The sequence below is a fragment of the Ruegeria sp. AU67 genome (genome assembly GCF_900312795.1).
Lineage (GTDB): Bacteria > Pseudomonadota > Alphaproteobacteria > Rhodobacterales > Rhodobacteraceae > Ruegeria > Ruegeria atlantica.
The window spans coordinates 25,689-51,814 of the sequence record NZ_OMPH01000031.1; the positions used below are offsets into that span (position 1 = coordinate 25,689).

Annotated in this window: 31 protein-coding genes and 1 pseudogene; 13 read left to right on the forward strand and 19 right to left on the reverse strand. The window is 57.1% G+C overall.

Translation table 11 applies throughout. The features are described from left to right. Window positions 1-45 precede the first annotated feature (45 nt). The 4 genes from DK510_RS18640 to DK510_RS18655 all read right to left on the reverse strand — a co-directional run bounded on the left by DK510_RS18640 (window position 46) and on the right by DK510_RS18655 (window position 4,775). Window positions 46-2,724 (reverse strand): sensor histidine kinase, encoded by a 2,679-nt coding sequence (locus DK510_RS18640; protein ID WP_109313378.1) that lies wholly within the window; start codon window positions 2,722-2,724, stop codon window positions 46-48. Then, the gene (locus DK510_RS18645) at window positions 2,724-3,026 is read right to left on the reverse strand and encodes a hypothetical protein (protein WP_109313379.1); all 303 of its coding nucleotides are present in this window, start codon (window positions 3,024-3,026) and stop codon (window positions 2,724-2,726) included. The genes DK510_RS18640 and DK510_RS18645 overlap by 1 nt, the downstream gene beginning before the upstream one ends. Further along, window positions 3,023-3,403, reverse strand: a complete 381-nt coding sequence (locus DK510_RS18650) for a response regulator transcription factor (RefSeq protein WP_058272302.1) — start codon at window positions 3,401-3,403, stop codon at window positions 3,023-3,025. The genes DK510_RS18645 and DK510_RS18650 overlap by 4 nt, the downstream gene beginning before the upstream one ends. Before the next feature lie 76 nt (window positions 3,404-3,479). Then, the gene (locus DK510_RS18655; protein WP_109313380.1) at window positions 3,480-4,775 is read right to left on the reverse strand and encodes a helix-turn-helix domain-containing protein; all 1,296 of its coding nucleotides are present in this window, start codon (window positions 4,773-4,775) and stop codon (window positions 3,480-3,482) included. A gap of 204 nt (window positions 4,776-4,979) precedes the next feature. Here DK510_RS18655 and DK510_RS18660 point away from each other — a divergent pair, with 204 nt between their 5' ends. From DK510_RS18660 to aat, 4 genes are all read left to right on the forward strand, one after another. Then, window positions 4,980-5,516 carry a LuxR C-terminal-related transcriptional regulator gene (locus DK510_RS18660; protein ID WP_109313381.1) on the forward strand — a complete coding sequence of 179 codons (537 nt, stop codon included), beginning with the start codon at window positions 4,980-4,982 and terminating at the stop codon, window positions 5,514-5,516. A gap of 149 nt (window positions 5,517-5,665) precedes the next feature. Further along, window positions 5,666-6,157 (forward strand): acetyl-CoA carboxylase biotin carboxyl carrier protein, encoded by a 492-nt coding sequence (accB, locus tag DK510_RS18665; RefSeq protein WP_109313382.1) that lies wholly within the window; start codon window positions 5,666-5,668, stop codon window positions 6,155-6,157. Between the two features lie 9 nt (window positions 6,158-6,166). Beyond that, window positions 6,167-7,516 carry an acetyl-CoA carboxylase biotin carboxylase subunit gene (gene accC, locus DK510_RS18670; protein ID WP_109313383.1) on the forward strand — a complete coding sequence of 450 codons (1,350 nt, stop codon included), beginning with the start codon at window positions 6,167-6,169 and terminating at the stop codon, window positions 7,514-7,516. A gap of 48 nt (window positions 7,517-7,564) precedes the next feature. Next, window positions 7,565-8,197: a leucyl/phenylalanyl-tRNA--protein transferase gene (gene aat / locus DK510_RS18675; RefSeq protein ID WP_058277012.1), complete on the forward strand. Its 633-nt coding sequence runs from the start codon at window positions 7,565-7,567 to the stop codon at window positions 8,195-8,197. Here the strand turns inward: aat and DK510_RS18680 are convergent. The 6 genes from DK510_RS18680 to DK510_RS18705 form a co-directional block, all read right to left on the reverse strand. Continuing rightward, window positions 8,152-8,520: a DUF2155 domain-containing protein gene (locus DK510_RS18680; protein ID WP_108861789.1), complete on the reverse strand. Its 369-nt coding sequence runs from the start codon at window positions 8,518-8,520 to the stop codon at window positions 8,152-8,154. The two genes, aat and DK510_RS18680, sit on opposite strands and share 46 nt — an antisense overlap. Then, window positions 8,517-8,969, reverse strand: coding sequence for an outer membrane lipid asymmetry maintenance protein MlaD (gene mlaD, locus DK510_RS18685; protein WP_109313384.1), 453 nt, complete (start codon window positions 8,967-8,969; stop codon window positions 8,517-8,519). Before mlaD ends, DK510_RS18680 begins: the two co-directional genes overlap by 4 nt. 13 nt (window positions 8,970-8,982) lie before the next feature. Then, entirely contained in the window at window positions 8,983-9,366 is a 384-nt protein-coding gene (locus tag DK510_RS18690) for an NADH:ubiquinone oxidoreductase subunit NDUFA12 (RefSeq protein WP_058272199.1), read from the reverse strand. A gap of 79 nt (window positions 9,367-9,445) precedes the next feature. Then, window positions 9,446-9,820, reverse strand: coding sequence for a RidA family protein (locus DK510_RS18695; protein ID WP_109313385.1), 375 nt, complete (start codon window positions 9,818-9,820; stop codon window positions 9,446-9,448). A gap of 63 nt (window positions 9,821-9,883) precedes the next feature. Then, the gene (gene clpX, locus DK510_RS18700; RefSeq protein WP_058272201.1) at window positions 9,884-11,149 is read right to left on the reverse strand and encodes an ATP-dependent Clp protease ATP-binding subunit ClpX; all 1,266 of its coding nucleotides are present in this window, start codon (window positions 11,147-11,149) and stop codon (window positions 9,884-9,886) included. A gap of 134 nt (window positions 11,150-11,283) precedes the next feature. Beyond that, complete coding sequence (locus tag DK510_RS18705) at window positions 11,284-11,916, reverse strand: ATP-dependent Clp protease proteolytic subunit (RefSeq protein WP_108861785.1); 633 nt, start codon at window positions 11,914-11,916, stop codon at window positions 11,284-11,286. A 328-nt stretch (window positions 11,917-12,244) separates the two neighbouring features. Between DK510_RS18705 and DK510_RS18710 the strand changes: the two genes are divergently transcribed. Both DK510_RS18710 and DK510_RS18715 read left to right on the forward strand, forming a co-directional pair. Further along, the gene (locus DK510_RS18710) at window positions 12,245-12,586 is read left to right on the forward strand and encodes a helix-turn-helix transcriptional regulator (protein WP_109313386.1); all 342 of its coding nucleotides are present in this window, start codon (window positions 12,245-12,247) and stop codon (window positions 12,584-12,586) included. Window positions 12,587-12,800: 214 nt separating this feature from the next. Then, window positions 12,801-12,938 carry an entericidin A/B family lipoprotein gene (locus tag DK510_RS18715; RefSeq protein WP_186437378.1) on the forward strand — a complete coding sequence of 46 codons (138 nt, stop codon included), beginning with the start codon at window positions 12,801-12,803 and terminating at the stop codon, window positions 12,936-12,938. A 1,092-nt stretch (window positions 12,939-14,030) separates the two neighbouring features. Here the strand turns inward: DK510_RS18715 and DK510_RS18720 are convergent. Then, window positions 14,031-14,483, reverse strand: a complete 453-nt coding sequence (locus DK510_RS18720) for a hypothetical protein (protein WP_234999150.1) — start codon at window positions 14,481-14,483, stop codon at window positions 14,031-14,033. 110 nt (window positions 14,484-14,593) lie between these two features. Continuing rightward, window positions 14,594-14,914: a hypothetical protein gene (locus tag DK510_RS18725; protein ID WP_109313387.1), complete on the reverse strand. Its 321-nt coding sequence runs from the start codon at window positions 14,912-14,914 to the stop codon at window positions 14,594-14,596. A gap of 636 nt (window positions 14,915-15,550) precedes the next feature. Here DK510_RS18725 and DK510_RS18730 point away from each other — a divergent pair. Then, window positions 15,551-16,213: pseudogene (locus DK510_RS18730) on the forward strand (C1 family peptidase); the annotation flags it as partial. Continuing rightward, window positions 16,210-16,515: a protease inhibitor I42 family protein gene (locus DK510_RS18735; protein ID WP_109313389.1), complete on the forward strand. Its 306-nt coding sequence runs from the start codon at window positions 16,210-16,212 to the stop codon at window positions 16,513-16,515. The pseudogene DK510_RS18730 and the gene DK510_RS18735, both read left to right, overlap by 4 nt. A gap of 14 nt (window positions 16,516-16,529) precedes the next feature. Here the strand turns inward: DK510_RS18735 and lepA are convergent, their stop codons facing one another. Then, the gene (gene lepA / locus DK510_RS18740; protein ID WP_058272209.1) at window positions 16,530-18,329 is read right to left on the reverse strand and encodes a translation elongation factor 4; all 1,800 of its coding nucleotides are present in this window, start codon (window positions 18,327-18,329) and stop codon (window positions 16,530-16,532) included. 163 nt (window positions 18,330-18,492) lie between these two features. Between lepA and DK510_RS18745 the strand changes: the two genes are divergently transcribed. From DK510_RS18745 to DK510_RS18755, 3 genes are all read left to right on the forward strand, one after another. Next, on the forward strand, window positions 18,493-19,593 hold the full coding sequence (locus DK510_RS18745; protein ID WP_109313390.1) for a Hint domain-containing protein: 1,101 nt from the start codon (window positions 18,493-18,495) through the stop codon (window positions 19,591-19,593). Window positions 19,594-19,595: 2 nt separating this feature from the next. Continuing rightward, window positions 19,596-19,904 carry a hypothetical protein gene (locus DK510_RS18750; RefSeq protein WP_109313467.1) on the forward strand — a complete coding sequence of 103 codons (309 nt, stop codon included), beginning with the start codon at window positions 19,596-19,598 and terminating at the stop codon, window positions 19,902-19,904. A 63-nt stretch (window positions 19,905-19,967) separates the two neighbouring features. Then, on the forward strand, window positions 19,968-20,909 hold the full coding sequence (locus DK510_RS18755; protein ID WP_109313391.1) for a LysR family transcriptional regulator: 942 nt from the start codon (window positions 19,968-19,970) through the stop codon (window positions 20,907-20,909). Here the strand turns inward: DK510_RS18755 and DK510_RS18760 are convergent. Continuing rightward, on the reverse strand, window positions 20,906-21,349 hold the full coding sequence (locus tag DK510_RS18760) for a low molecular weight protein-tyrosine-phosphatase (protein ID WP_109313468.1): 444 nt from the start codon (window positions 21,347-21,349) through the stop codon (window positions 20,906-20,908). The genes DK510_RS18755 and DK510_RS18760 overlap by 4 nt on opposite strands. A gap of 28 nt (window positions 21,350-21,377) precedes the next feature. On the opposite strand from DK510_RS18760, the gene DK510_RS18765 reads away from it, so the two are divergent. Next, window positions 21,378-22,073 (forward strand): NAD-dependent deacylase, encoded by a 696-nt coding sequence (locus DK510_RS18765; protein WP_109313392.1) that lies wholly within the window; start codon window positions 21,378-21,380, stop codon window positions 22,071-22,073. A gap of 68 nt (window positions 22,074-22,141) precedes the next feature. Further along, window positions 22,142-22,750 (forward strand): HdeD family acid-resistance protein, encoded by a 609-nt coding sequence (locus DK510_RS18770; protein WP_109313393.1) that lies wholly within the window; start codon window positions 22,142-22,144, stop codon window positions 22,748-22,750. Between the two features lie 87 nt (window positions 22,751-22,837). Here DK510_RS18770 and DK510_RS18775 read toward each other — a convergent pair whose 3' ends face one another. From DK510_RS18775 to DK510_RS18800, 5 genes are all read right to left on the reverse strand, one after another. After that, entirely contained in the window at window positions 22,838-23,311 is a 474-nt protein-coding gene (locus DK510_RS18775) for a copper chaperone PCu(A)C (RefSeq protein WP_109313394.1), read from the reverse strand. A gap of 45 nt (window positions 23,312-23,356) precedes the next feature. Further along, window positions 23,357-23,752 carry a hypothetical protein gene (locus DK510_RS18780; RefSeq protein WP_234999151.1) on the reverse strand — a complete coding sequence of 132 codons (396 nt, stop codon included), beginning with the start codon at window positions 23,750-23,752 and terminating at the stop codon, window positions 23,357-23,359. Between the two features lie 363 nt (window positions 23,753-24,115). After that, the gene (gene rpmB / locus DK510_RS18790) at window positions 24,116-24,403 is read right to left on the reverse strand and encodes a 50S ribosomal protein L28 (RefSeq protein ID WP_058272217.1); all 288 of its coding nucleotides are present in this window, start codon (window positions 24,401-24,403) and stop codon (window positions 24,116-24,118) included. A 139-nt stretch (window positions 24,404-24,542) separates the two neighbouring features. Next, the gene (locus DK510_RS18795; protein ID WP_109313397.1) at window positions 24,543-24,842 is read right to left on the reverse strand and encodes a hypothetical protein; all 300 of its coding nucleotides are present in this window, start codon (window positions 24,840-24,842) and stop codon (window positions 24,543-24,545) included. A 135-nt stretch (window positions 24,843-24,977) separates the two neighbouring features. Beyond that, window positions 24,978-26,105: a Hint domain-containing protein gene (locus DK510_RS18800; RefSeq protein ID WP_109313398.1), complete on the reverse strand. Its 1,128-nt coding sequence runs from the start codon at window positions 26,103-26,105 to the stop codon at window positions 24,978-24,980. Between the last annotated feature and the right edge of the window lie 21 nt (window positions 26,106-26,126).

Genomic DNA, 26,126 nt, shown 5'->3' on the forward strand with positions numbered 1-26,126 from the left:
ATCCGGTCTAACCCGAGGCGGGTTACCAATGTCTTTATGCTCGTATCATTGCGCAGCTTGCCGGTGCGCCAGCGGAAGGCGGACGCGAAAGGCCGCACCGCCCTGGCCGGGAAGATAACTGATCTCGCCGCCCAGACGCTGCATGATCTCGCGACAGATCGCCAGCCCCAGCCCAGCGCCACCCGCCTTGTCCCCACCGACACGGGCAAACTTTTCGAACACCATCGACTGCGCTTCGGGTGGGATGCCACTGCCGTTATCGGTGAAATCAATGACGAGCTGGCCCCCGACATCATGGGCCGAAATGGTCAGAACGGGTTCATCCGCGTCGCAGTATTTCTGCGCGTTCGAAATCAGATTGATAAAAACCTGCCCCAACCGATCAAGATCAGTGTTCAGCGGAATACGCTCGGACGGTCGCGCGCGGCGAATCCTTAGTTTTGGATGCGACCCCGCCAATGCGCTTGAGACCGCCCGATCCAGGATCGAACCAAGGGTATCCCCACCCATATTCAGGCTCACACGACCGCTTTCCAGAACGCTCAGGTCCAGCAAATCGTCCAGCAGGCGCGTCAGCCGCAAGGCCTCATCATGGATGATCGCGGCATAGCGCGTTTGCTCTTCGGCACTCAGACCATCCGTATCGCGCATGATCTCGGAAAAGGCCCGGATTGAGGTCATCGGCGTCCGAAGTTCATGGCTGACCTGACTGAGGAAACCGTCTTTTTGTTCGGAGATCTGCGTCAGCTTGGTATTCGCCTCACGCAGTTGGCGCGCGGTTCGGCTGAGCTCGGCGGATTTGGCCTCAAGCTGGCTGGAATACTCCAACAGTTCCGCCGACTCGTCAGCCACCGCAAGCAAGTCCTCAACCGAAACGGACGATCCACCGACAATCTGCCCGATCATCGCATGGGCGGTGGCCGCGCCGACCGAGCCGCTCAGTTCACGTTCCAGTCTTTCCAAAAATCCCGGCGTGGGTTCCGGCAGGCTTGTCCGTCCACCCTGTGCTTCGGCCTCGTGCTGAAAGAACTCCTGCGCCGGGCCAGAGCCCAAAATGCGCTGTGTCATGATCATCAGGTCTTCGCTTTGCGCCACCGAGCCAGTCCAGCCAGCCGGTGAGACCGAGTGGTCAAAAACATTGACGAACTGCGCGCCCTGCAGACGCTCCAACGGGCTTGGGAAACTCAGCAAGGACGCAGCGCAGAACGCTACCGTATTCAATGCCAAAGACCACATGACCGAGTGGACCATGGGGTCCATTCCTTCGATCCCGAACAGGGCCCGTGGACGCAGCCAGCCCCATCCGAAGGGGCCGTTCTGCAACACCGAGTCGGGCATTATTGCCCCCCCCATCCCCGGCAATAACAAAGTATAAATCCACAACACGAACCCAACCGTCAGACCAACCAACGCCCCGGTTCGCGTGGCCCCGCGCCAGAACAACCCTCCAACCAGCGCTGGCAGGATCTGGGAAATGCCCGCGAAGGCCACCAGCCCGATCGACGCCAGTGCAGCCCCACCGCCCGACAAGCGGTAGTAATAGTAACCCAGCGCCATGATGACCGCGATGGACACGCGCCGCGCCATCAGCACCACGTTACGCACGTCGCCTGAGACCGAACCCGCGCCCCCTTGCGTGCTCAGCCAGATCGGCATGACCAGATGGTTCGACACCATGGTCGACAGCGCCATTGCCGTCACGATGACCATGGACGTGGCCGAGGAAAAGCCGCCAATAAACGACAGCATCGCCAGCCAGTCGTTGCCCTGCGACAAGGGCACTGTCAGCACGAACAGGTCGGGGTTCGAGCCTTCGGGCATCAAATCCAGACCCACGACGGCGATGGGCACGACAAATAGGCTCATCAACAGCAGATATAACGGGAAAGCCCAGGCAGCGGTTCTTAGGTGCCCCTCGTCCGCGTTCTCTACCACCATCACCTGAAACATCCGTGGCAAGCAGATGAAAGCGGCGGCCGAGAGGAAAATGAAGGTCGTCCAGCGCCCGGCATCCACATTCCATTGCCCGATCTCCGAGGCGTCGATGCGATCCATCATCGGGCCAATCCCACCCGCAACGCCCCAAACAACGAAGACACCAACCGCAAGCAAAGCGAACAGTTTGACGACCGATTCCAACGCAATGGCGGTGACCACGCCGTGATGACGCTCATTCGCGTCCAGATTTCGGGTGCCGAACAGGATTGCAAACACCGCCAGGCCCGCAGCTACCCAAAACACACTGGAACCTTCTCGGTAGAGGCCCGAGGGATCAGCCTCGGCAAATATGGAAAAAGACAGTGTAATGGATTGCAGCTGCAACGCGATGTAAGGCGTTCCACCCAAAACGGCCAGAATGGTCACGCAAATAGCCAGCGTGTTGGATTTACCGTATCGCGACGAAATCAGGTCTGCGATGGATGTTACCCGCTGAGTGCGTCCGACCCGCACGAGCTTGCGCAACCCCCACCACCAGCTGAGCATCACCAGCGTCGGCCCAATGTAGATCGTGACAAACTCCAACCCGGACCGCGCAGCATTTCCGACCGCGCCATAAAAGGTCCAGGCCGTGCAATAGATCGACAGCGACAAGGTATAGACTAGCGGAGACCGCAACCACGCCCCTCGGCCAGCGGCCGCCATCCGGTCAGCGGCAAAAGCCACCCCGAACAACAGAACGACATAGCCGAGGCAAACCAGGATCAGAACGTTTAGTGTGGCCATCAATCCGACTCTGCCTCGGCATCATCACTTACAACCATTCGTCTAGCTGCAAATCCAAAGATCAGACTGATTAGGATCAGCAAAGCCCAGCACGTGAAGATATACAGAATTGCCGAAGATAGCGGCACACCATCTTCCGATGCGCCCTTGCTGGGCCAGAGCAGCGGAATGGCAACAAGAGCCGCCCCCAGAATGGGCAAAAGACGCGCGGCATCCATCAACCTGCGGCGGCGATAACTCTGACGCTCGAGAAATAGCGAAGGCCGGACCCCTTGGGATTTACGATCTTCGCCCGAGTTCATGACCGTGTTGCCTGCGCGTGCAGGTCTCGCACCGCTGTCAGCACTTCGGCGTTGGAAAACGGTTTGGTCATAAAGCGGCTGACCCCGGCATTTTCAGCCATTTCCCGGTCGCGCGATTGCCCGCGCGCGGTCAGCATCAAAACGGGCAAATGCTGCATGCCCTCAAGCTCGCGCAGGTTGCGCAAAATCTCCATCCCGCTTTTGCCGGGCAGCATAACGTCCAGAATGACCAGATCAGGGTTTGCGCCCTGAATGACTTCTATCGCATCCGACCCTTCTGCGTGCGTTTCAACCTGCCATCCCTCGCGGGTCAGCAAAAATCGAATGGCCTCAGCGATGTTGGGCTCATCCTCAATTAACAGAACCTTACGGCTCATATGTTCCATTCCTCCCCATGACAGGTTCTGTCCGTGAACCTGTCGGCGTCAGCTTAAGCCTTCTGTCAGGAAACTGTCAAAAACCTTCGCTCAAAATCGACGGCTCGCGGCGCGATGCACAGGCGTCATTCGGGCAAACCCGGCAGCTTGGGCCGACCCGGGTCACGGATTGCGCGCTCGGAGCCCCCTCTTCCACCGCTCGGACAAGCATGACTGAATGATAGGCCGGCGCATCGTCATATCCTGAAACCGCCTGCGGCCACGCGTAGGCATAGCAGTCGAACTCGGCCGCCGTTCGCCCCAATTGCACAACACGTTTGCGGATCGGAACCAATGGTCTGTTCAGCGCCTGAAAGATGGGCCAGAACGGACAGGCTTCGCCAAAGCGTGGCATGGCGAAACCCGGCACGGATTTACTGAACAGGATACTGCCGGACGCGTCACAGACCACCAGCCCGGTGGGCCGCCCCAGATATCCTTCGGGCAATGTAGCCAGCCGCCGCAGGACTGTCGGGATATCTACTGAAAACCGTGCCGCCAGAGCCAGCGGATCAGGCTCGGCCTCGGTCAGAGCCTTCTGCACGTCGTCCAGGGGCATGGCTCTGACATCTGCGGCGTAGGTCTCCAGATATCCCTTGGTCACAGTCCGCGCTGCCGCCGATTCAATCGCGCTCAGGTCAATGTCCGCGCCGCTTCCGCCTGCTTCGATTTGCGGGAAATGGTGGCTGTTGGCTTGAAAAAAAGCCTCAGCATCCTCCGAGGGCACACCGCGACGGTCGTCGGCCGCGTCAGAATCATCCAAATATGCCACCAGAGACTTGGAACTGTCGGCCAGCCGTTCAGCATCCTGGTGCAGGTTGCGGTGGAACCGATCGCGCCACTCGGGTTCGATTTCCTGCGTGTCGGCCAGAATCCCTGCCGTTGAACGAATGGCAGCGGCCGTGGACAGCACCTCGTGCATCGACGCGGCAAGATGTGGATCATGCGTCAGCCGATCGGACAGGGTTTCAACCGTGCGCTCAAGCGAGACGACCCGGCGATGCATCTGCGCCAGAACTCCGGCCCACCCGGGAAACCGGCCTGCGAACTCTTCAAGCGCGTCCACTTCGGCCTGCTGTCCAACCGCATCTGCAGCAGCCTCGCGCAGCGCCGAAATCAGCGTAGCCTCAATCCCTTGGGTGAGCAGCGAAGGCTCAACAGACAGCGCGTTGGCGATATCCACCAGCAGCTTGCCCCCGATCCGGCGGCGATTGTGTTCGATCAAATTCAAGTAAGACGCCGAGATCCCAACTTGACGCGCAAGCTCGGCCTGCCGCAGACCTGAGATTTGGCGTCGCTCGCGAATGCGGCTACCCGTCAGCGTGTCGCGCATGTTACATCACCCAATTCGATCCATTCTTTTCAAAACTCCCATTAAATTTCTAAAGCTTAAAGGCCGATTTTCATAGCCCATTTACAGCATTCACAACTGCGATTGCGGATGGCCCTTACATTCCACCCCAGCAATCGGTGCCCAATCTGCCAAATCTGCATCCACCCTCTTCTAATTTCCCCGAATTCCTTGCACGATAGCCGGATGAGCGATCCAGCTTTCGAATATGCCCCCATCGGATTGGTCGAGTTGGAAAACCGCATCATCCGACGTTGCAATCTGCAATTTGCCCGCACCTTTGGCGGCGAGGAGGCAGAGTATCGTAATATGCCTCTGCTGCACCTCTACCCGTCGGTCGCGGACTGGGAGAGGATCGGACTGCGCGGCCTGAAAGCGATGCAGGACACAGGATATTATACCGACGAACGGGTTATGCGCCGTCGCGACGGTGACCTATTTTGGTGCCGTGCACGCGGACGATCCCTGACGCCGGACGACCCGTTTCGCCATGGCATCTGGAGCTTTTCTGATATCTCCGAAGACCGCCCGCTGGTCGAACTGACAACCCGCGAACGCGAAGTTGCAATCATGTCCTGCCGTGGTCTGTCCGCCAAGGAAATCGGCGTCGAGTTGGGGCTGAGCTATCGCACAATCGAGGCTTACCGCGCCCGTTTGCTAGAGAAGTTCGGCGCGCGCAAACTACCGGAACTTGTGGCAAAACTCTCTGGCATGCCACTTTAATCCGTTTCCCCTCGAAATATTGGGCAAAACCCCCATCTGACATGCCGAGACTGCGCTTTTCATGACCGTCCGCATAGCTTATAACGCTGCGTAATCAGACCAAAGCCCGCGAGAACAGACGGGCCAAAGGGGAACCGTCGAGGACACTCATGACAGATACCAAACACGAAGCGGACGTGGCATTCATCAAGGCACTGGCCGAACTGCTGCGCGAAAATGACCTGACCGAACTGGAAGTCATGCGCGAATATGGTGATGACGACAGTTTGAATGTCCGCGTCAGCCGTATGTCGCAGGTCGCGCCCGCCCCTGTTCAGATGGCCGTACCGGCAGCGGCACCAGCACCCGTAGCAGCAGCCGCTGCATCTGTCGAAGCCCCCGCGGCACAGGAAGATCCGGCCAGCCACCCGGGCGCTGTCACCTCGCCCATGGTAGGGACCGTTTATATGCAGCCCGAACCGGGCGCACCTTCCTTCATCAGTGTCGGCGCATCGGTGTCCGAAGGCGATACTCTGCTGATCGTCGAAGCGATGAAAACCATGAACCACATTCACGCGCCCAAATCCGGAACCATCAAACGCATTCTGGTCGGTGACGGTGATGCGGTGGAATTCGGCACCCCTCTGGTCATCGTTGAGTAAGGCGGTCCCATGTTCGACAAGATCCTGATTGCCAACCGAGGCGAGATCGCCCTGCGGGTCATCCGCGCTGCCCGCGAGATGGGGATTAAGACGGTCGCCGTCCACTCCACCGCCGATAGCGACGCGATGCATGTGCGCATGGCGGACGAATCCGTCTGCATCGGCCCTCCGCCCAGCCCGCAAAGCTACTTGTCGGTGCCCGCGATCATCTCGGCCTGTGAAATCACTGGCGCGCAGGCGATCCACCCCGGCTATGGTTTCCTGTCCGAGAATGCCGAATTCGTGCAGATCGTCGAAGATCACGACATCACCTTTATCGGCCCCACCGCCGAGCACATCCGCGTCATGGGCGACAAGATCACCGCCAAGGACACGATGAAAGCGCTGGGTGTGCCTTGCGTTCCGGGTTCGGACGGCGGCGTGCCAGATCTGGAAACCGCTAAGAAAATCGGCGAGGAATTTGGTTATCCCGTCATCATCAAAGCCACCGCTGGCGGCGGCGGTCGCGGTATGAAAGTCGCGATGAACGCGGATGAGATGGAAAGCGCATTTATGACCGCACGTGCCGAGGGCAAAGCCGCCTTTGGCAATGACGAGGTCTATATCGAGAAATACTTGACCACGCCCCGCCATATCGAGATCCAGGTCTTTGGAGACGGCAAGGGCAAGGCTGTGCATCTGGGCGAACGCGACTGCTCGCTGCAGCGCCGCCACCAGAAGGTGTTTGAAGAGGCACCCGGCCCCAGCATCAGCCCGGAAGAGCGCGCCAAGATCGGTAAAGTCTGCGCGGACGCCGTGGCCAAGATCAACTATATTGGCGCCGGAACCATCGAGTTCTTGTATGAGAACGGCGAGTTCTACTTCATCGAGATGAACACCCGCCTGCAGGTAGAACACCCGGTGACCGAAGGCATCTTTGGCGTCGATCTGGTGCGCGAACAAATTCTCGTCGCAGCTGGCGAACCGATGTCGTTTGGTCAGGACGATCTTGTGATCAACGGCCACGCCATCGAGGTCCGGATCAATGCAGAAAAGCTGCCGAACTTCTCACCCTGCCCGGGTAGGATCTCGGCCTTTCATGCCCCCGGCGGTCTGGGTGTGCGGATGGATTCGGCGCTGTATGATGGGTATTCGATTCCACCATATTACGACTCGCTGATTGCCAAGTTGATCGTACATGGCCGCGACCGGGCCGAGGCGTTGGCACGACTAGATCGCGCATTGGGCGAACTGATCGTGGACGGTATCGATACAACCGTGCCGCTGTTCCATGCGTTGCTGCAAGAGCCGGAAATCCACAACGGTGATTACAACATTCACTGGCTGGAACACTGGCTTGCGGCGAATATGGCCCAATAAAACCACAGGACCACAGGGCGCTTGCGCTCTGGTCCCCGGGTATCGCGCATGAGCCTGACCCCTGAACTTTTGCTACACGGCTATTCCATTGGAATTTTCCCGATGGCCGAACACCGCGATGACCCGGAACTGTTCTGGGTCGATCCCAAGTTTCGTGGCGTTTTTCCGTTAGATGGCTTTCATATCTCGCGCAGCCTCGCACGCCGCATTCGAAAGTCCGGCTTTTCCATCAGCATCAACCGCGATTTTGCCGGAGTGGTCGATGGCTGCGCTGATCGGGCAGACACCTGGATCAATGCAGAATTGCGCCACCTTTATCAACAACTCCACCTCGCGGGCCGAGCCCATTCGCTGGAGGTCTGGGATGAGGACGCACTGGTCGGCGGCGTTTATGGCGTTACACTGGGTGCGGCGTTTTTCGGCGAAAGCATGTTTTCCCGCCGAAAGGATGCCTCGAAAATAGCGCTGGCCTATCTCGTGGATCGCTTGCGCCAAACCGGGTTTCGCTTGTTTGACACCCAGTTTCTGACCGCTCATCTGGCGTCTCTGGGAGCGATCGAGATTCCGCGCACGCAATATCGGAACACGCTTGAAGAGGCGATCAATGCCAGTGCAGATTTCGTGGCAGCAGTGCCTCAGTCGCCCGATGCAGTGATACAGCGCATCACCCAGACGTCATAACGCGCATGGTCCAGCGCGTTCAATGCTGGCGACGTGGCAATCATCCAGCCGTCAAACAGTTGATCTGTCCTGCCTTTTTCCCAGATCGTCAGATAGGCAAACGCATCACCGGTCGGGTTGTCCGCTGGATAGCGACAATCGCCCAAGGCCACATCCAACCCAAAAACCGGCAGTGTCTGACCATTCCGCATTTCGACATCGACGGTCTGACCGCTGACCTTGTCCAGACCACGCAGCATTGCGCCAGGACCGGATTGGGCTTTTTGCTGGGCCGTGGCCCCCGTCGCGACCAGCAACGCTGCAATCAGGGCAAATCGCTTCATTCGCTTCCGTTCCCGGCGACAAACTTGACCAGCAGGGAAATCAGACTGACGGCACCTTGCGTATCTTCGACCTGATCGCCCGCTTCAAAGTAGAACGGCGAACCACCCGGCATAACCTCGACAAAGTTGCCGCCCAGCAGCCCTTCGGATGAGATGACAATCGCGCTGTCGTCCGGCACCAGAATTCCGTCAGAGATCGAAAAGGTGGTGTCGGCGCGATAGGTTTCGGGATTCAGGTCAACACCGGTTACAGTGCCAATCTTGACACCTGCAAGGCGCACGTCAGTGCCGACGCCCACCCCTTCCAAGGACCGAAAAGAAGCCCCCAGTTCGTATCCGCCACTGCTTTGGGACAGCCCCGTGGACTGACTGGCGTAAACGCCAAAGGCGATGGCACAGGCCAGAACGGCTCCACCGACCAGAACTTCGGTTGCATTATAGCTCGACATTGCTCGCCTCGTTTTATTCCGGGCTCCAGGCCTCATAGTCCTTACGCTCGACCGGGTCCGGGCGGCGCAAAGAACCTGCTGGCGCATAAGCCAAAGCAGAGCCTGTCAGGTTTTCCTGATGCGGTTTTTCCCAGGATTTGTGTTTCAGCGGTTTGTCCGTCGGCGGCTCATCCCAGGTGCGGTGCAGCCAGCCATGCCAATCCGGATCAACCCGGCTTGCCTCGGCCTCACCATTGAAAATCACCCAGCGTCTGCTGTCGTCAGCATTGTGGTAAAACACGTTGCCTTCGTCGTCTTCACCGACCTTGATACCCTTACGCGATGTGTAAATCTGCGTGTTCAATGTGGATCCGTTCCACCAGGTCACGGCCCGCAAAAGACTGTTCAGGATTCCCATCAGTTGCCTCCGGCATTTCTGTACCCGCAGATATGGACTAAAGGCGTCCCAAGGTCCAGTGTCACAAGGACCGCAGACTTTATTTCGGCAGAACCGCGGTCACTTCAATCTCGATACGGTCTTTTGGCGTTATGAGATTGCATTCGACAACTGTCGCTGCAGGCGGGTTGTCACCAAATGCGTCCACCAACAACGGCCAGCAAAGTTCGAACTCATTCATGTCCGGCAAATAGTAGTTCACCCGAACCACGTCTGCAAAACCGGCTCCTGCCTCGGCCAACGCTTTTTCAATAGCCTCCAGGGACGATTTGCACTGTGATACGATATCATCGGGCACGTTATCACCCTGGGCGCAGGTTCCGGCCACGAAGACGAAGCCATTTGCAACCACGGCGCGACAATAGCCAACTTTGGCTTCGAATTCGCCGCCAGATGAAATGCGTCTGATTTTCATGCTTCCCTCCAATAGAAAACGGCGCGGTCAATGCCGCGCCGTCTTGGTAATTCTTTTTGTGCCTTACCCTGCCGAAGCTGATTCCGCGGCATCCGCGTAAATGATCAGGGGCTGCTTGTCAGACGACACCGCCTCTTCGTTCACCACCACTTCGGTTACGTTCTTCATGCCCGGAAGTTCGAACATGGTGTCCAGAAGGATATCTTCCAAAATCGAGCGCAACCCGCGTGCGCCGGTTTTGCGTTCAATGGCCTTCTTGGCGATCGACTTGAGCGCATCATCAGTAAAAGCCAGCTCGGCGTCTTCCAGTTCGAACAGACGCTGATACTGCTTGACCAGAGCATTCTTGGGTTTGGTCAGGATGGTCACCAGTGCATCTTCGTCCAGATCTTCCAGCGTCGCCAAAACCGGCAGACGTCCAACGAATTCCGGAATCAGGCCAAACCGCAGCAGATCCTCGGGCTCGAGATCCTTGAAAATCTCACCTACGCCGCGTTCATCATTGTCTCGCACATCCGCACCAAAGCCCATGGCCGAGCCTTTGCCGCGTTGCGCGATGATCTTATCCAGACCTGCAAAAGCACCACCGCAGATGAACAGAATGTTCGTGGTGTCCACTTGCAGGAATTCCTGCTGCGGATGCTTGCGCCCGCCCTGCGGCGGCACACTGGCCACGGTGCCTTCCATCAGCTTAAGCAGCGCCTGCTGCACACCTTCACCCGATACATCGCGCGTGATGGATGGGTTTTCGGATTTGCGCGTGATTTTATCGACCTCGTCGATATAGACGATGCCGCGCTGCGCGCGTTCAACATTGTATTCGCTGGACTGCAGCAGCTTGAGAATGATGTTTTCAACATCCTCACCCACATACCCGGCTTCGGTCAGTGTAGTTGCGTCTGCCATGGTGAACGGCACGTCCAGAATACGCGCCAGCGTCTGCGCCAGCAGCGTCTTACCGCAGCCGGTTGGGCCGATCAGCAGAATGTTCGACTTGGCCAGCTCAATATCGCTGCCGGCCTTTTGGGCGTGGTTCAGACGCTTGTAGTGGTTGTGCACAGCAACCGACAGAACCCGCTTGGCGGTGGCCTGACCGATAACGTAATCGTCCAGCACCTCACAAATGTCTTTGGGCGTCGGAACGCCATCGCTGGACTTCAGGCCGCTGGCCTTCGTCTCTTCGCGGATGATGTCCATACACAGTTCGACGCATTCATCGCAGATGAAAACGGTCGGGCCGGCAATCAACTTGCGCACCTCATGCTGGCTCTTGCCGCAGAAGCTGCAGTAGAGCGTGTTTTTGCCGTCACCGCCTGAATTCGTCGCCATGTTCTACCTTTCGGGCTTCGTCCCTGCAGTCCGTGTCGGACCGCGCATGCCACATGTTGGTGCAGCTTAGGCCACCACCGGGGCGGCTACAATCTCAAAAATGGCCCCCACGCCTGGGACGTGGGGAGATATTCTTAGGCCTCGTCACCGTCCATTTTGGCGCGATTTTCGACGATTTCGTCGATGTGACCCCAGTCTTTCGCCTCTTCCGGGCTCATGAAATTGTCACGGTCCAGCGCTTTTTCAACCGCCTTTTTGGTCTGACCTGTATGACGCACGTATATGTCATAAAGGCGATCCTTCAGCTTTTGCGTCTCGGCCGCGTGAATCATGATGTCGCTGGCCTGGCCCTGATAGCCACCGCTGGGCTGGTGCACCATGATCCGGCTGTTGGGCAGCGAGAAACGCATTCCCTTCTCGCCACCGGCCAGCAAAACCGACCCCATCGAGGCTGCCTGACCGATTACCAATGTCGAACATTTGGGCTTGATATACTGCATTGTATCGTAAATCGACAAACCGCTGGTAACCACGCCGCCAGGCGAATTGATGTAGATCGAGATTTCTTTGTTTGGATTTTCGGCCTCGAGGTGCAGCAATTGCGCGACGATCAGGTGGCTCATCCCGTCGTGGATCGGACCGTTGATGAAAATGATCCGCTCTTTCAGAAGGCGCGAGAAAATATCATACGCGCGTTCACCCCGGCTGGTCTGCTCGACGACCATGGGAACGAGCGTATTCATATAGGTGTCAACGGGATCGAACATGAGAACCTGCCTGTTTTGCTATGGATCGGGACATTACCCGAAGAAACGTTACCCGAGTCTTAGTGTCGCCACGGGGGGGCTGCAAGGGGGGCTCAACAGATCGCACTCCAACCGTCCAAAATAGGTGGATAGTCTGATGTCGAACGCACCGAGGCCGCCGATGTCAATGCGCGGTTTGATGCTCTAAACAATAAGTTCCCCTTTTCCCATCACGGCATTTTGATCCATGCATATGGAAATTCATGCACAGAACGTGTAGCAATGCGAACCGCTTTAGCGAACCACTCACAAAAGTGCCCCCACACCAGGGCCCAAAAGGAAAACACCAATGGCATTGCCTCAGATTTCACAGAATATGACGTCTGACGATTTCGACCGGATGGCGGGAAATGCGACCCGCGCATCGAATTTCCTCAAGGCGATCAGTCACGAAGGCCGATTGATGATCTTGTGCCATCTAGTCTCTGGCGAAAAATCCGTGACCGAGCTTGAGGATCTACTGTCCGCACGACAGGCTGCTGTTTCGCAGCAGCTGTCCCGCCTTCGTCTGGAAGGCCTTGTGATTCCCCGACGCGAAGGCAAAGCAATTTACTACCGTCTTGCTGATGACAGACCGCGCCGTATGCTTGAAGTGGTGTACGAGCTGTTCTGCGCGGGCGATAAGGACTGATTTCGTTCATCTTTCCACCGCACCCGACGCGTAAGTCCAATCTTTTCGATCGGAACGATCCGTCGTCGGTGCGGCCACCCCCCACCTTCACAATCCATGCGGTCAATTGGCTCGGCAGCTTCGTGTTTCTACGCCCGTTGCAAGCACGGTAAAATACTGGTTCCAGCAAATAAAAGCTGCTACGCCATGTATAGAAAATCAAATGGAGGTACTGATGATCCGAGCAATTCTAGTAGGGCTGGCGGTGTTTACCCTTGCAGCGTGCGAGACGACCAAGGGTGCAGGCAAAGATATCGAAAAAGCAGGCGATGCCATCCAAGAAGCCGCGACTGACGTTCAGCAAAATATCTGACGCAATTCAGGATGTTGTGAAGGTGCAACTTCCGCATACAAGATATGGTTGAAGAATGCAGCCAACCAAGGTACAATCCTTGGCACAGGTGCATAGACGCGGCATTGCATATCTGACACTTTGGGGTTCTTGTGCATCCACAAGAACCCCGTTCCCGTTTTGCGGGGGGGTGACAGAGTGGTAGCCTGGATAGACCTGAGAAAAGGAAAAGGCGTCAGGTGCGCAGACGCGGTCCATGCATGTACCCTCACGGATACTCCTGACGCCTTGCCGGGTCGATGCGCCCGAGGGACGCCCCGATCCAGTTGCCCCGACCCTGTTACAGGCCACGGCCGCTGCTCGGCACCCTAAGATGCTTTACAGCACGCATCGACCTTCTGAGAGTCTGATCATCTGACCCGGGTCTGACACCCAATTCAGCTGACCATCCACCGGTAAGCCTTTGCATATAAAAGCCAATCCTAAGACTTGCCTTTATTGCCTCGACCCCCTTTGGCCTTTGCGTCCCACCCTGGTTCCTAAGAACCGTTGCGGTAATAGAACTGTTACATTCGGGCCATGTTCCGACAAGGAAATAGCACTGCAGCATGAAAATTAGCAGGGGATAAAGTGTTGATATCCGCTGGGAGAAAATTGTGGATAACTCCGGAAATTGAAACGCCGTGCGGTCTTGGCAATGGAAAACGCTGAATTCGACGAAATGACCCGATTTTCCCCGTTTTCTGCACCTGCAAAAGCCATTTTGCTTCCAATTGTGGATATTCACAGCCTCAGAGCATCGAATCAGGCGTATCTTGTGATTGCCCAGCCAGAGATGACCAGAGAATCCAGGGCCGAACGGCCCTCAGACCACAAGCAAAGCCGCGCTGAAGGTTCGCGAGAGCCTAAGCCACAGGTGCCAGGGAACGCCGAAATCCGGCACCGTGTGTTCAGGACCCTGTCACTTGCAGCCAAGATGCCGCCCGACCCGTCCCCCCTGAGGAGACGCTGTGTCCTTTTATGAGAAGCGTTCCGACCCGACCGAGTTTACCTATTACGCGCGGCACCTCAGTGCTCCCTGTACCCCCTAAAGCCGATCGGGCCGGAAACGCTTCAGTTCACCTGACGTTCGAGCACAACGCTGTACGTTGTCCCGCGGCGCAGGCTACGGAAATCCGCGTAAATTTTGCCGTCCTGATAGCGCGCATCCACCAGCGCATTCACACCCACCTGCGGATCGGCCGAGCTTTCGACGATGCCGATGGTGCCTGACCCATCCAGACTGATGGTGCCGGTGGCGTCAAACACACGCCAATCTGTGCCAGCATCCGGTCGCCACATGCTGGGCCCCCAGAACAGGTTGTCCTGCTGCTGCTGGATATCCAACACCCACTCTCCCTGATGAAAACGCGGCGCATCGCCGGTGGTCACCCGGGATGGCGAAACCTTGGTATAAGTGCCAGTCCAGGCACCGCGCAGATCGGGCGTGGTCTCGGCCATCGAGGCCGTGGCAAGGCTGAGGCTAGTTGCCAGAGCGGCTGCTCCGGCAGTCATATATCTGGTCATGGGCTCTCCTCCAAAGTTCAGGGCCGTTGCTGGCCTGTTGAACAGATTGGAAGGGAGGGCGCGGGTTGCAACTTACCTGAGGGAAACTTCACAAACCGGTAATGTTTGCCTTATGCCCAGGCCAGCGCGGTGCCAAGGATCACCAGACCGATGCCAGCCGCCTCGCGATACGAGAAGTTCTCACCGAACAGAAAGAACGAGGCGATGGCGATCAGAACAACCTCGGCCCCCAGAATGCCGGTATAGATGATCCCTAGCCGTTCCTCGCGCAGCGCGGCGAGTTCCAGTGTCGCCCTGGCCAGCAGGGTTGCGACGATCAGCAGGCCAAGACCCACACCGGGGAGTTTCCACCAGAACTTCATCGCGATCATGGCCACGGAATAGAGACCCGCCGACCCGAGGGCGATGATGGGGATCATGGATGTGGACATCTGGGCCTCCTACTGAGGATTCCGCTAGGTCAAGTGCAGCAGGTGGGAGGGGTTGGAACAGTGAGGTGGGTCACAGTGGGGGGATGGGTTGAATACCTATCCTAAGTAGGGTGGGTTTTCTCGGTGCGCCCGATGCAAGCGCATTGGGTTTTGGCAGAACGGATGGCGTGCTGAACTCCGCGCCACGCTCGCTTCCTCCAAACTGTTAAACTGGCAAAATATGGTGCGAACTGGCGAAACTCCGGCCGCAAACGCTCTGTACTTCAAGTAGATTGGATCAACTGAAAAGGGAGACACGAAAACTATTCACACGCAACCAGTTGTTACTAAAGACTGTGTTACTCACGCACCCATCAATTGCTACCCAGCAACTACTTGTTGCGTGCTGCCCAAAAATTAATGCACTCTATTTCTATTGAATAAGAGGTTGACGCAATGAAGCTTGAAGACGTTGAGGACCTAATTGAGAGTCAAAAACTAAATTGGACCGCGAAGGAACATTCGTTGGGAGAACTCATTTCGGATGGCAACTTTGGTGGTTTTGGCTTTTCTCCAAGAACAAAACAACCCTAAAAATCCCGCAATAGGCTTCGAGATACCGGCTTCAAAAAAGGAGGGGGCACCCCAAAAGAAGTTGATTGGACTCAAAAGCAAGGAAAAAACTGGCTAACTGAGATCAAAGATCAAGGCGAATGTGGCGCTTGCGTGGCTTTTGCTGTTTGCGCAGCTTTGGAAGCCAGGGCACGAATCTACGAAAACGACGCGACGAAGAGCATTGACCTCTCGGAAGCAGAGCTGTTTTTCTGCGGCACAAAAAACCCAACTTGTTGTGAGGATGGATGGACTCCCGGAGATGCAATAAAACGATGTAGAGACACAGGTATTGGGTATGAGGCTGACTTCCCCTACGAAGATCGCCAGATGCACTGCAGGCGAGTCCACCGAAGGTTTAAAGTGGACGCCTATAGTGATTTATGGGATTCAGATGAACGGAAAAGGGCAATAGCTTTTCGCGGCCCTGTGATTGCCGGTATGAAGGTTTTTTCCGACCTTGGATACTACGCAAAAGGTGTGTATCGACCTGCTACGAGCGAAGTCGTCGGACTTCATGCAGTTTGCGTTGTTGGCTACAATGATCCAGAGGGTTATTGGTTAGTCAAAAACAGTTGGGGAATAAGCTGGGGCGACGAAGGGTTTTTGAAGATAGGATTTGGGACTTGTGGTATCGATTCCGAGTATCCATTTTATGAGGCTTCACCCTCGATCACCCAAAGCGACGATATGGACGCGATATCATGAGTAACCAGAGCATTGAACCATTGGTCGAAGTAGATGCAAAAGGGGAGTTCATGGTTTCCGTTAAAGAACCCAGTGCCTCAGGGTATCAATGGAAACTAGCTAACAATCAACCGAAGTTCAAAATTTTATCATCACGCGTCAAACGAAACACCCGCTCATTTGGCGGCTCTTCAAAGCGAATAATGAAAATAAAAATTGTGGATGATCATCCTGATAGCGTGAGTCTTGTACTGGTTAGGCCTTGGGAAAAAAACTCAATCAAACGCAGCACGACTATGAAACTGAAGTACCCCAAAGTCTGAGGCTAGGCATCGCCTCAACTATCCATCTTCAATGCTGAAATAAACGCCTCCTGCGGGATATCCACCTTCCCGAACTGGCGCATCTTTTTCTTACCAGCCTTCTGCTTGTCCAGCAGTTTGCGTTTCCGCGTGGCGTCGCCTCCGTAGCACTTCGCGGTCACGTCCTTGCGCAGGGCCGAGAGGGTTTCGCGGGCGATGACCTTGCCTCCGATGGCGGCCTGGATCGGGATTTTGAACATGTGGCGCGGGATCAGGTCCTTGAGCTTTTCGCACATCGCCCGGCCCCGCATCTCGGCCCGGTCGCGGTGAACCATGGTCGACAGCGCGTCGACCGGCTCGTCGTTCACCAGCACTGACATCTTGACGAGATTGTCCTCGGTATAGCCGGTCATCTGGTAGTCGAATGAGGCATAGCCCTTGGTCACCGATTTCAGGCGGTCGTAGAAATCGAAGACGACCTCGTTCAGCGGCAGGTCATAGACGACCATGGCGCGGCTGCCCGCATAGGTCAGGTCCAGCTGGATGCCGCGGCGGTCCTGACACAGTTTCAGCACGTCGCCGAGGAATTCATCCGGCACCAGAATGGTCGCCTTGATGCGCGGCTCCTCGATATGGTCGACCTTGGACGGGTCGGGCATGTCGGCGGGGTTGTGCAGCTCGATCATCTCGCCGTCTTTCATGTAGACGTGATAGATCACCGAGGGCGCGGTGGTGATGAGCTCGATGTCATATTCGCGTTCGATGCGGTCGCGGATGACCTCAAGGTGCAGAAGCCCGAGGAAGCCGCAGCGGAAGCCAAAGCCAAGTGCGGCCGAGGTTTCCATTTCAAAGCTAAAGCTGGCGTCGTTCAGGGCCAGCTTGTCGATCGCATCGCGCAGGTCTTCGAATTCGGAACTGTCGACGGGGAACAGGCCACAAAACACCACCGGCTGCGCGGGTTTGAAGCCTGTCAAAGCCTCTTCGGTGCCGTTGCGGTCATTGGTGATGGTGTCACCGACGCGGGTGTCGCGGACTTGTTTGATGGACGCGGTGAGAAAACCGATCTCACCGGGGCCGAGGCTGTCGACCATCTCCATCTCAGGCCGGAATACGCCGACGCGGTCGACATGGTGCAGGGTGTTGTTCGACATGAACTTGACCCGCATGCCCTTTTTCAGCGTGCCGTCCATGATGCGGACCAGCACGATGACGCCGAGATAGGCGTCGTACCAACTGTCGACCAGCATCGCCTTGAGCGGCGCGTCGAGCGTGCCTTTAGGCGCAGGCAGATGGGTGACGATGGACTCCAGTGTCTCGTGGATGCCCTGCCCGGTTTTGGCCGAAACCTGAATCGCCTCGGACGCGTCGATGCCGATCACATCCTCGATCTGTTCGGCGACCCGGTCACAGTCAGACGCCGGCAGGTCGATCTTGTTGAGCACCGGAACGATCTCATGATCGGCGTCGATGGCTTGGTAGACATTCGCCAGCGTCTGCGCCTCGACGCCCTGCGTCGAGTCCACAACCAGCAGCGATCCTTCGACCGCGCGCATCGACCGCGAGACCTCATAGGCAAAGTCCACGTGGCCCGGGGTGTCGATCAGGTTCAGCACGTACTGCTCGCCGTTGTCAGCGGTATAGTCGATGCGGACCGTGTTGGCCTTGATGGTGATGCCACGCTCACGCTCGATATCCATGCTGTCGAGCAGCTGTTCCTTCATGTCACGATCCTTGACTGTCCCGGTCTCTTGGATGAGCCGGTCAGCAAGGGTGGATTTGCCATGGTCGATATGCGCGACGATGGAGAAATTGCGGATATGAGCGAGGTCTGTCATGGGTTGGGATATGTCCGGAGATTGGGGCCTCGTCAAGCCGTGAAGCGTTGCAGAAAAGGCTGCTATGGTGTCTTTCTGCTCTGACGCATTTACCCAAAATCAGCCGGTGGGTAGGATAGTGGCGCTGAATGGCCGGCGCACCAACAAGAAAGCAGAGTAGTCTTTGGCCAATTATTCGATATTCGTGCTGGGTGAAAGCCAGCTTTCCATCTCTGTTTCGCAGGGGTTGGATGGTTTGGACCAGGGCACAGGTATACACCTTATCGGACAGACCATCACGATTGACACGCGAACCGCTACCGAGGTCTTCATCAGCGATGGCGGTAGCGACACGAATTTTGCCGACAATGACACCAATCAGCTCCTTGACGGTGATCAAACTATCGACGGCGTCAACTTCAACGACGGTACTCGGGTTGAGGCCGAATACGGTATCACGCTGACGGATGGTACAAACACGTGGCAGGCCATCGCGTTCAACGTGAACAACTCGTCCCCATCCTATGCGACGGTGGAAGGGATCGCCTTCATCGGTGGCCCGGGGGAGTTTCCCCCAGCAGGCGTTACACTGACGGTTGTTGACACCCAGGAAGGTCCAAGCTTTGCCGTTGCAGACTACGTCACGCCGATCTGTTATGGCAGTGGCACATTGATAGAAACCCAAAATGGCTATGCCCGTGTCGAGACATTGCGCCCGGGCGACAAGGTTTGGACGCAGGACAATGGCTATCAATCGGTGAAATGGGTCGGATCGCAGGATGTCATAGCGGCAGGACGTTTCAGGTTGGTCGAGGTTCCGACCGGAATAATATTTAACTTCTCGCCACTAAAGATTTCGCAACAGCATAGGCTGGTAATCGCGCATCCAGTAGCGGAACTCTTGTTCGCAGCACCCGAGGTGTTTGTGCCAGCGATCAGTTTCGTAGATGCAGGCGTTGCGACCCTGTCCAACGAGAAAACTGCCTGTTATCACCACGTACTGCTGGACAACCACAGTATTATCCGCGCCAATGGCGCCGCATCCGAGAGCCTTCTGTCAACGCCAACGACCCAATGTGATGACCCCGACAGATTGTTCTTTCGTGACCTCGCAGGGTGCGCGGCAGGCCCAATGGAAACTGCCCGACCGGCTTTGACCCGAACCGAGGCGGCGCTGTTGCTGCGAAACATCTTGGCCATTGATCACAAATCCAGTTTGATTCATACTCCGCCGCAGACCGAGAGGGGCATCAGACCCGTCCGGGCAGGCAAATACGAGGCATGAGCATGAAAAAGTTCCTCTTAATCGCATTCTGTGCCACGTCGATTGTGGCGGTAGCTCCGGTCGCAGACGCGGCGCAGATCAAACGGGCGTGTCTGGCTTCTGACCGCTCGGCGGCAACGCGGGATCGGTGCAGCTGCATTCAGCGAGTGGCCAATCAGGCGTTGACCCGCAGCGATCAGAAGACCGTTGCCAAGTGGTTCCGCGACCCGCATCAGGCGCAAGAACTCAAGATGTCGAAGACCCAGCGCGACGATGCGCTGTGGGATCGGTATCGGAACTTTGGTCAGATGGCGAAGGCGATCTGCAACTAGGCTGATCAATCCTTGACCTGACCCGAACTGCGCCCCAGAAAGGCGCAGCGAAAGGGATATCTGATGGTTAAGAAAGGGCTGACCCTGCGCGGCCTCGAAGTGTTCGAGGCATTGGCGCGGACCGGATCGGTGGCGCAGGCCGCCGAGATCACGGGGCTTAGCCAGCCGTCAGTGTCCCAGCAGTTGCGCAACCTGGAAAAGGCAGTGGGCACCGATTTGGTGGATCACGCACGGCGCCCGATGCGCCTAACCCAGGCTGGGCGCAGCTTTCTGGCCCGCGCACAGGCGGTTCTGGCCGAACTGCAGTTGGCCCAAAGCGAGCTGACTGTGATGGACCTGGGTCACCTTGCAACCCTGTCTGTCGGCCTGATTGACGATTTCGACAATGACCTGACCCCGCGGCTGGCCACTCTGTTGGCCGAAAGTCTGACGCGGTCAAAGTTCAAACTGATCACACTGCCCAGTCTTGACCTGTTCGAAGAACTTGAGGCGCAGCGCCTTCAGCTTGTGGTGTCAGCCCATAGCGGCGAGGTGCTGGAAGGCGTTGTTGAATACCCGCTGGTGCGCGATCCCTTCATTCTGGTGACGCCCAAAGGGGTCGAAAACGCCATGCAGGATCTGCCCTTCCTACGCTATGCCCGCGAGCAGTTGATCAGCCGCCAGATTGAGGCCCATCTGGCGCGCCAGCAGCTGGAATTTGAAGAACGGTTCGAAATCGGTTCGCATCTGGCGCTGATGGCAATGGTCGCGCGCGGCCTCGGCTGGGCGATCACCACGCCACTGGGTTATATGCGGGCTGCGCGGTTCCATGACGGGCTTGAGGCGCACCCTGCCCCAATCGGAGATGTCTCGAGGACGATATCCTTGTTCACTCGCACCGACTGGTCTGGTCAGGTTCCGCAAAAAGTCGCAGGCATGATGCGACGCCTCATGGGCAGCCAGATCGTCGATCCGGCCCTTGCGCAACTGCCATGGCTGAACAACCGCCTAAAGCTGATGAGCTAGTTGCGTAGATGCGCGTCGAGACCTTCGACCGCTGCCTCGATTAGATCCAATGCCCCATCGAAGTCACGGGTATAGTATGGGTCCGGGACGTGGTCTGCGCCGATATGTGGTGCAAAATCCGTCAGCGGACGCACTGGGGTTTCGTTCCCGGCTGGCCTCAATGCCTCAATATCCGCGATGTTGTCGGCATCCATTCCGATAATCAAATCGAACCTGTCGAAATCCGCGGGCACAAATTGGCGCGCTCGTAAATCCTCCAGTTGAATGCCGCGCGACAGAGCTGCCATTTGCATCGGCCCATAAGGTGGGGCACCAATGTGCCAGCCAGAAGTCCCGGCACTATCGGTAGCGTGATGCGGCGCACGGGCGCGAAAGGCGCCCTCGGCGGCGGGAGAACGGCAGATATTGCCCAGACAGACGAACAAGATACGGTGGGTCATGAACCACGGTGTAACGCGAAGGGCCAAGATGGAAAAGATCGTCATTCTGACAGGGGCCGGGATTTCCGCCGAAAGCGGGCTGGGCACGTTCCGCGACGAGGGCGGTTTGTGGGCCCAACACCGGATCGAAGACGTTGCCACGCCCGAAGGGTTCGCGCGTGATCCCGCGCTGGTGCACGGGTTTTACAATGCCCGCCGCGTACAGGCCGCCGAAGCGCAACCTAACGCGGCACACGATGCACTTGCCCGACTACAGCGGGACTGGCCCGGCGAGGTTGTGATCATCACACAAAACGTCGACAGCCTGCACGAGGCCGGTGGCGCGCAAGGCGTGATCCACATGCACGGAACGCTGGCCGGGGCGCTTTGCGCGGCCTGCGGCCACCGCTGGACGGCACCGCCCGAGATGGCCGTGGGCGAGCCCTGCCCCGCCTGCGTAGCCCCCACTGCGCGTCCGGATGTGGTGTGGTTTGGTGAGATGCCTTATCACATGGACGCCATCTATGATCATCTGGCAGGCGCAAGCATCTTCGCCGCCATTGGGACTTCGGGTCAGGTCTATCCCGCCGCGGCTTTCGTGCACGAGGCCATGATGTCCGGGGCAAGAACTGTCGAACTGAACCTCGAGCCGTCGACCGGCGCATCCAGTTTCGACGAAGTCATACTGGGCCCCGGAACAGAAGCCGTTCCGCGCTGGGTTGATCAGATCCTGAGCTCGCAGTAGGGCGATACCCGCAGACAAGCCGCGAATTTCCTTGCTATACTAGTGCCCTAACAACCCGAGAGGTCCCCATGACAGACCCAAAAAACCAACAAGGTGAAATCTTTGACGATGACAGGCTCGATACGCGTGGTGCACTTGGTGATCAGCTAACGGACCTGTGGTGGACATTCTTGCTGCGCGGAATCCTGGCCGGTGCGCTCGGAATCGCAGCGCTATTCTGGCCGACGGGCAGTATCTCGTTGCTGATCCGTCTGGTGGGCTTGCTGTTGGTCCTCGATGGCGGCCTGACGCTGCTGGGGTTTGGCCGGCGTGGCCTGATCGGCGGTTTCGGCATTGGGGCGCTTTTGATCGGACTGATCCTGCTGATCTGGCCGGAAGGCGTCGCGCGCCTCGCGTTCTTCCTGCTGGGAGCCTGGGCTTTGATTGTCGGGATAGGCTCGCTGATGGCCTGGCGACAATTGCCCGATGCTCATCCTGATGCATCCACAATGCGCAACTCCGGCATTGTCGCGCTGTTGATCGGCCTCGTTCTGTTGTTCTGGCCGGGCAGCGGCATGGTGGCACTTGGCTGGGCGATTGCCTTCTCGGCGCTGGCTGTTGCTGCAGTGATGCTCTGGCTGGCCATGCGCTTCAAACGCGCCCATGACCGCGTGGCGATGCGGGTGGTCAACCGCTGAACCTTTTCCACAACGACAACAGGCCGGGAATATCCCGGCCTGACGCATAGATGACGGTCGCAGCGCGGCCCGAATTCAGGCGCGGCTCTAGTTCAAATGCGAACCGGGACCGCCGGTGTCCTTACGCTCCAAATCCACCGGAATTTCGATCTCGACTTCGCCTGCTGTCTCGAAGATCAGCGTAACGGGAACCATTGCATCCTGCTCAAACGGGGCTGTCAGGCCCATGAACATCACGTGGTCGCCACCGCGCTTCAGCATGTGCGTTTCACCCGCCGGGATGGCAATGCCCTCTTCGACATGGGTCATTTTGGCAACGCCATTTTCGTCGACAATATGGGTGTGCAGCTCGACCCGAGCTGCGGCGTCCGATTCCACGCCGATCAAACGGTCATCGGTCGCGCCGGTGTTCTGGATCATCATGAAGGCCGCGCCAGCTTTGGCCGATTTACCCGACGACCGAGCATAAGCGTCATCGACGGTGATCGTGTCCTGCGCAAAAGCAGCGGTAGCAATAGTTGCGGCGGCAAGGGTGGTCAGCAGTCTGGATGTGAGTGACATAGCGCCTCTCCTGTAGTTTGGTGTTTGATAAGAATTGATAATGAATCAAACACTTGCAGGAGGTGCCCGGGCTGGCTGAGACGGTATAGGCAGAGCGATCAGATTCTCCGCGATACGCGATGGCATGGGTTGATCGATGTCCGGGGCCACTGGCAGGGACGGTTCCGCAATGCTCACCGCGCCCAACAGGTTCAACGCATAATCCGGACAGAAATGCGGGGCCTTTGTCGGCTGCCCTTCGGCATCCATATAGACCACAACCGGTCCCGAGCCGGTGCACAACACCATATGTCCGACCGCCCGGTCCACACCGCGCGATGCAGCAATGCCCTGCCCGGTCAAAACGACCAGCAGCGACAGCACAAACGGCAGAATTTTGTTCAGAACGGGTTTCATCCTGTCCCCGATATAGGCCAGAGACAAAACGGGCTTCAAGCGCAATCAGACACGCCTGAAGCCCAGGGCCGGGAGGACAATGTCAGCGGTCCAGTTCCGGACGCTTGACGGGCCCTTTTGTCAGGCTTGTATGCAGCCGATTCACCCGACGCTGCATCCGCAGACATGCCCCAAACGTTTTGCCGAAAAATCCGGCCAGGAGGGAGAAAGAAGGTAATGATTTGAACGACATGAGGTTAAACTCCGCCAGATGAATATGCTTAAACATAATACGGGTAGAGCAAACTGTATGTGAACAATTTCACCCAATGCGGAAATTTATCTCCATTTTGAGAACAGCGCTCTGCGCAAAACAAAAAAGCCCTGCACCAAAAGGTACAGGGCCAAAATTCTTGTAGGAAAAAGGTCTTAGGCCGAAGCTTGCGCCTTGGCGATTTCCTTTTTCACTTTCAATGCGTTGTTGGACAGCTCATCGTCCTTGGCTTTCGCCAGGAACGCGTCCAGACCACCGCGGTGGTCCACCGAACGCAGGGCAGCCGCCGAGATGCGCAGCTTGACGCCACGTCCCAGCGTTTCCGACTGCAACGTAACATCGTTCAGGTTTGGCAGAAAACGACGACGAGTTCTGTTTTTGGCATGACTGACATTGTTGCCAGTCATCGGGCCTTTTCCGGTCAGTTCGCAACGGCGCGACATGGTTTCTTCCTTTGTTTCTGGAGGCCAGGCATTACACCCTCGGCCAAATCACAAGGGGCACAACCCGAAGTCGCGCCCGAAAACTGGTTGGATGCATGTAGTGGGAATCACAGACGGGGTCAAGCCATATGCCAAGGATTCACAGCACCAAGTTTTCATTTAATTCTCCCAGCCGTTTCAGGGCGTGATTTTCCAATTCAGGACGACCTGTTTTTGCCGCTGCGGCCGCCAGACGCGCCCAGTAGCGGGGGCTTTTCAGTCGTGCTGCACGATGCAAATGCGGATACCCCGCCTGTATGAAAGTTGCAGCCGGCCGGGGTTCCGAAAACCGCCCCGGATCAGAAACCCGGTGACGAAAGGTGACATACAAGCGAGGCTGACCTGGATTGAAAAGCGTGGCACGCAGTCGATTTCCATCAAAAATCCGACATTGCTGCATTCTTCAACTGCCCTTTTTGACCGGAGTCGCCTGCCTGATCGGGTAATCTCATTCAGTCACGTGTTCAGGGCGGATTCAACATGGCTGCTTTTTGGGGATTTAAACATCCGAGGGGCGTCCCCTAGGCGTCGTATCCTACAGCAGTGGTTTTTCATTCTTCAGATGCCGCGCCACGAGACGCGCCTGTTGGGGGCCTTTGGGGATGTACCGGGCTGGGTTGGGATTGTGGTTCATATCCGCCAATTCCGGAAAGATATCGAATATCTCGCGCCGAGCTTCAAGGCTAAGGGCCTTGAGCGCCTCAGGCCCGGTAAACAGGCTTTCGCTTGGGGCGTTTTCAGCAAAAATAACCTCATGCCGGTCAAAAAGCAGGTGGTAATACTCGACACTGTCCACCGTGTCATCGACGAATATGCCTGGCAGCGTTGTCAGTTTTATCGCTGGAATCAGAACTTCGGTTTCGCCAAACATCCGTTCAGCGATTTTTGACTGCACCAGCATTCTGTGCTGCCGTGACACCAGCAGGTCTCGTTTGGGCAACCCATTGCCCAGCGCGCCTGCCAATATGCGGACGGGGCGACGTTTCGGATCGCCCGCCAATGCCACCGTGTCAAAGTTACGACGCCCGATCCAGCGGATCGGTTGCATCCCGTTGCCCTGCGTTGGGATCATATCCCCCTGCCGAAGATCCTGAATAAGGACCGGACCACGTTGTGCCTGAATTACTGTATCGCGGGTAAAGCACAAAAAACCTGTGCCGGATGCAAACCCGCTATAGTTGACCACGATCCCCGAGGGTAATTCGAAACTGCCGCTGGACAGCGAATAGGATTGTCCGACAACAACGGTGAACGTACCGAAATTGTCGTCTGTTACAGTGGTGCCAACCGGAAGGTTCAGCGCGTCCTGCCCGCCGCCGCCCCGTACATCCCCGGCGACTTGGGTTCGGATAAAGTTCAGGGTATCATTACCCTGCCCCAAACGGATATTGCCGACGCCAACGTCGAAAACCGAGACGGTATCCGCATCGCGGCCCGCATTGATCTGCCCATCGATCTGGGCGTTGGACACTGTGATTTCATCGTTTCCGGCGTTGCCGCGTACACTTCCGGAAATAGTACTGCTTACAATCGTGATCTCATCGTCGCCGCCACGGGCGCGAATATCATCAATGGGTGTGCCCTGAGGCGTACCGTTCAGCGTACCTTCGTCGCGGGTGACTTCGATATCGTCGTCACCATTTGTCCCACGGATATTGGGCATATACGGCTTTCTCCGACGCGT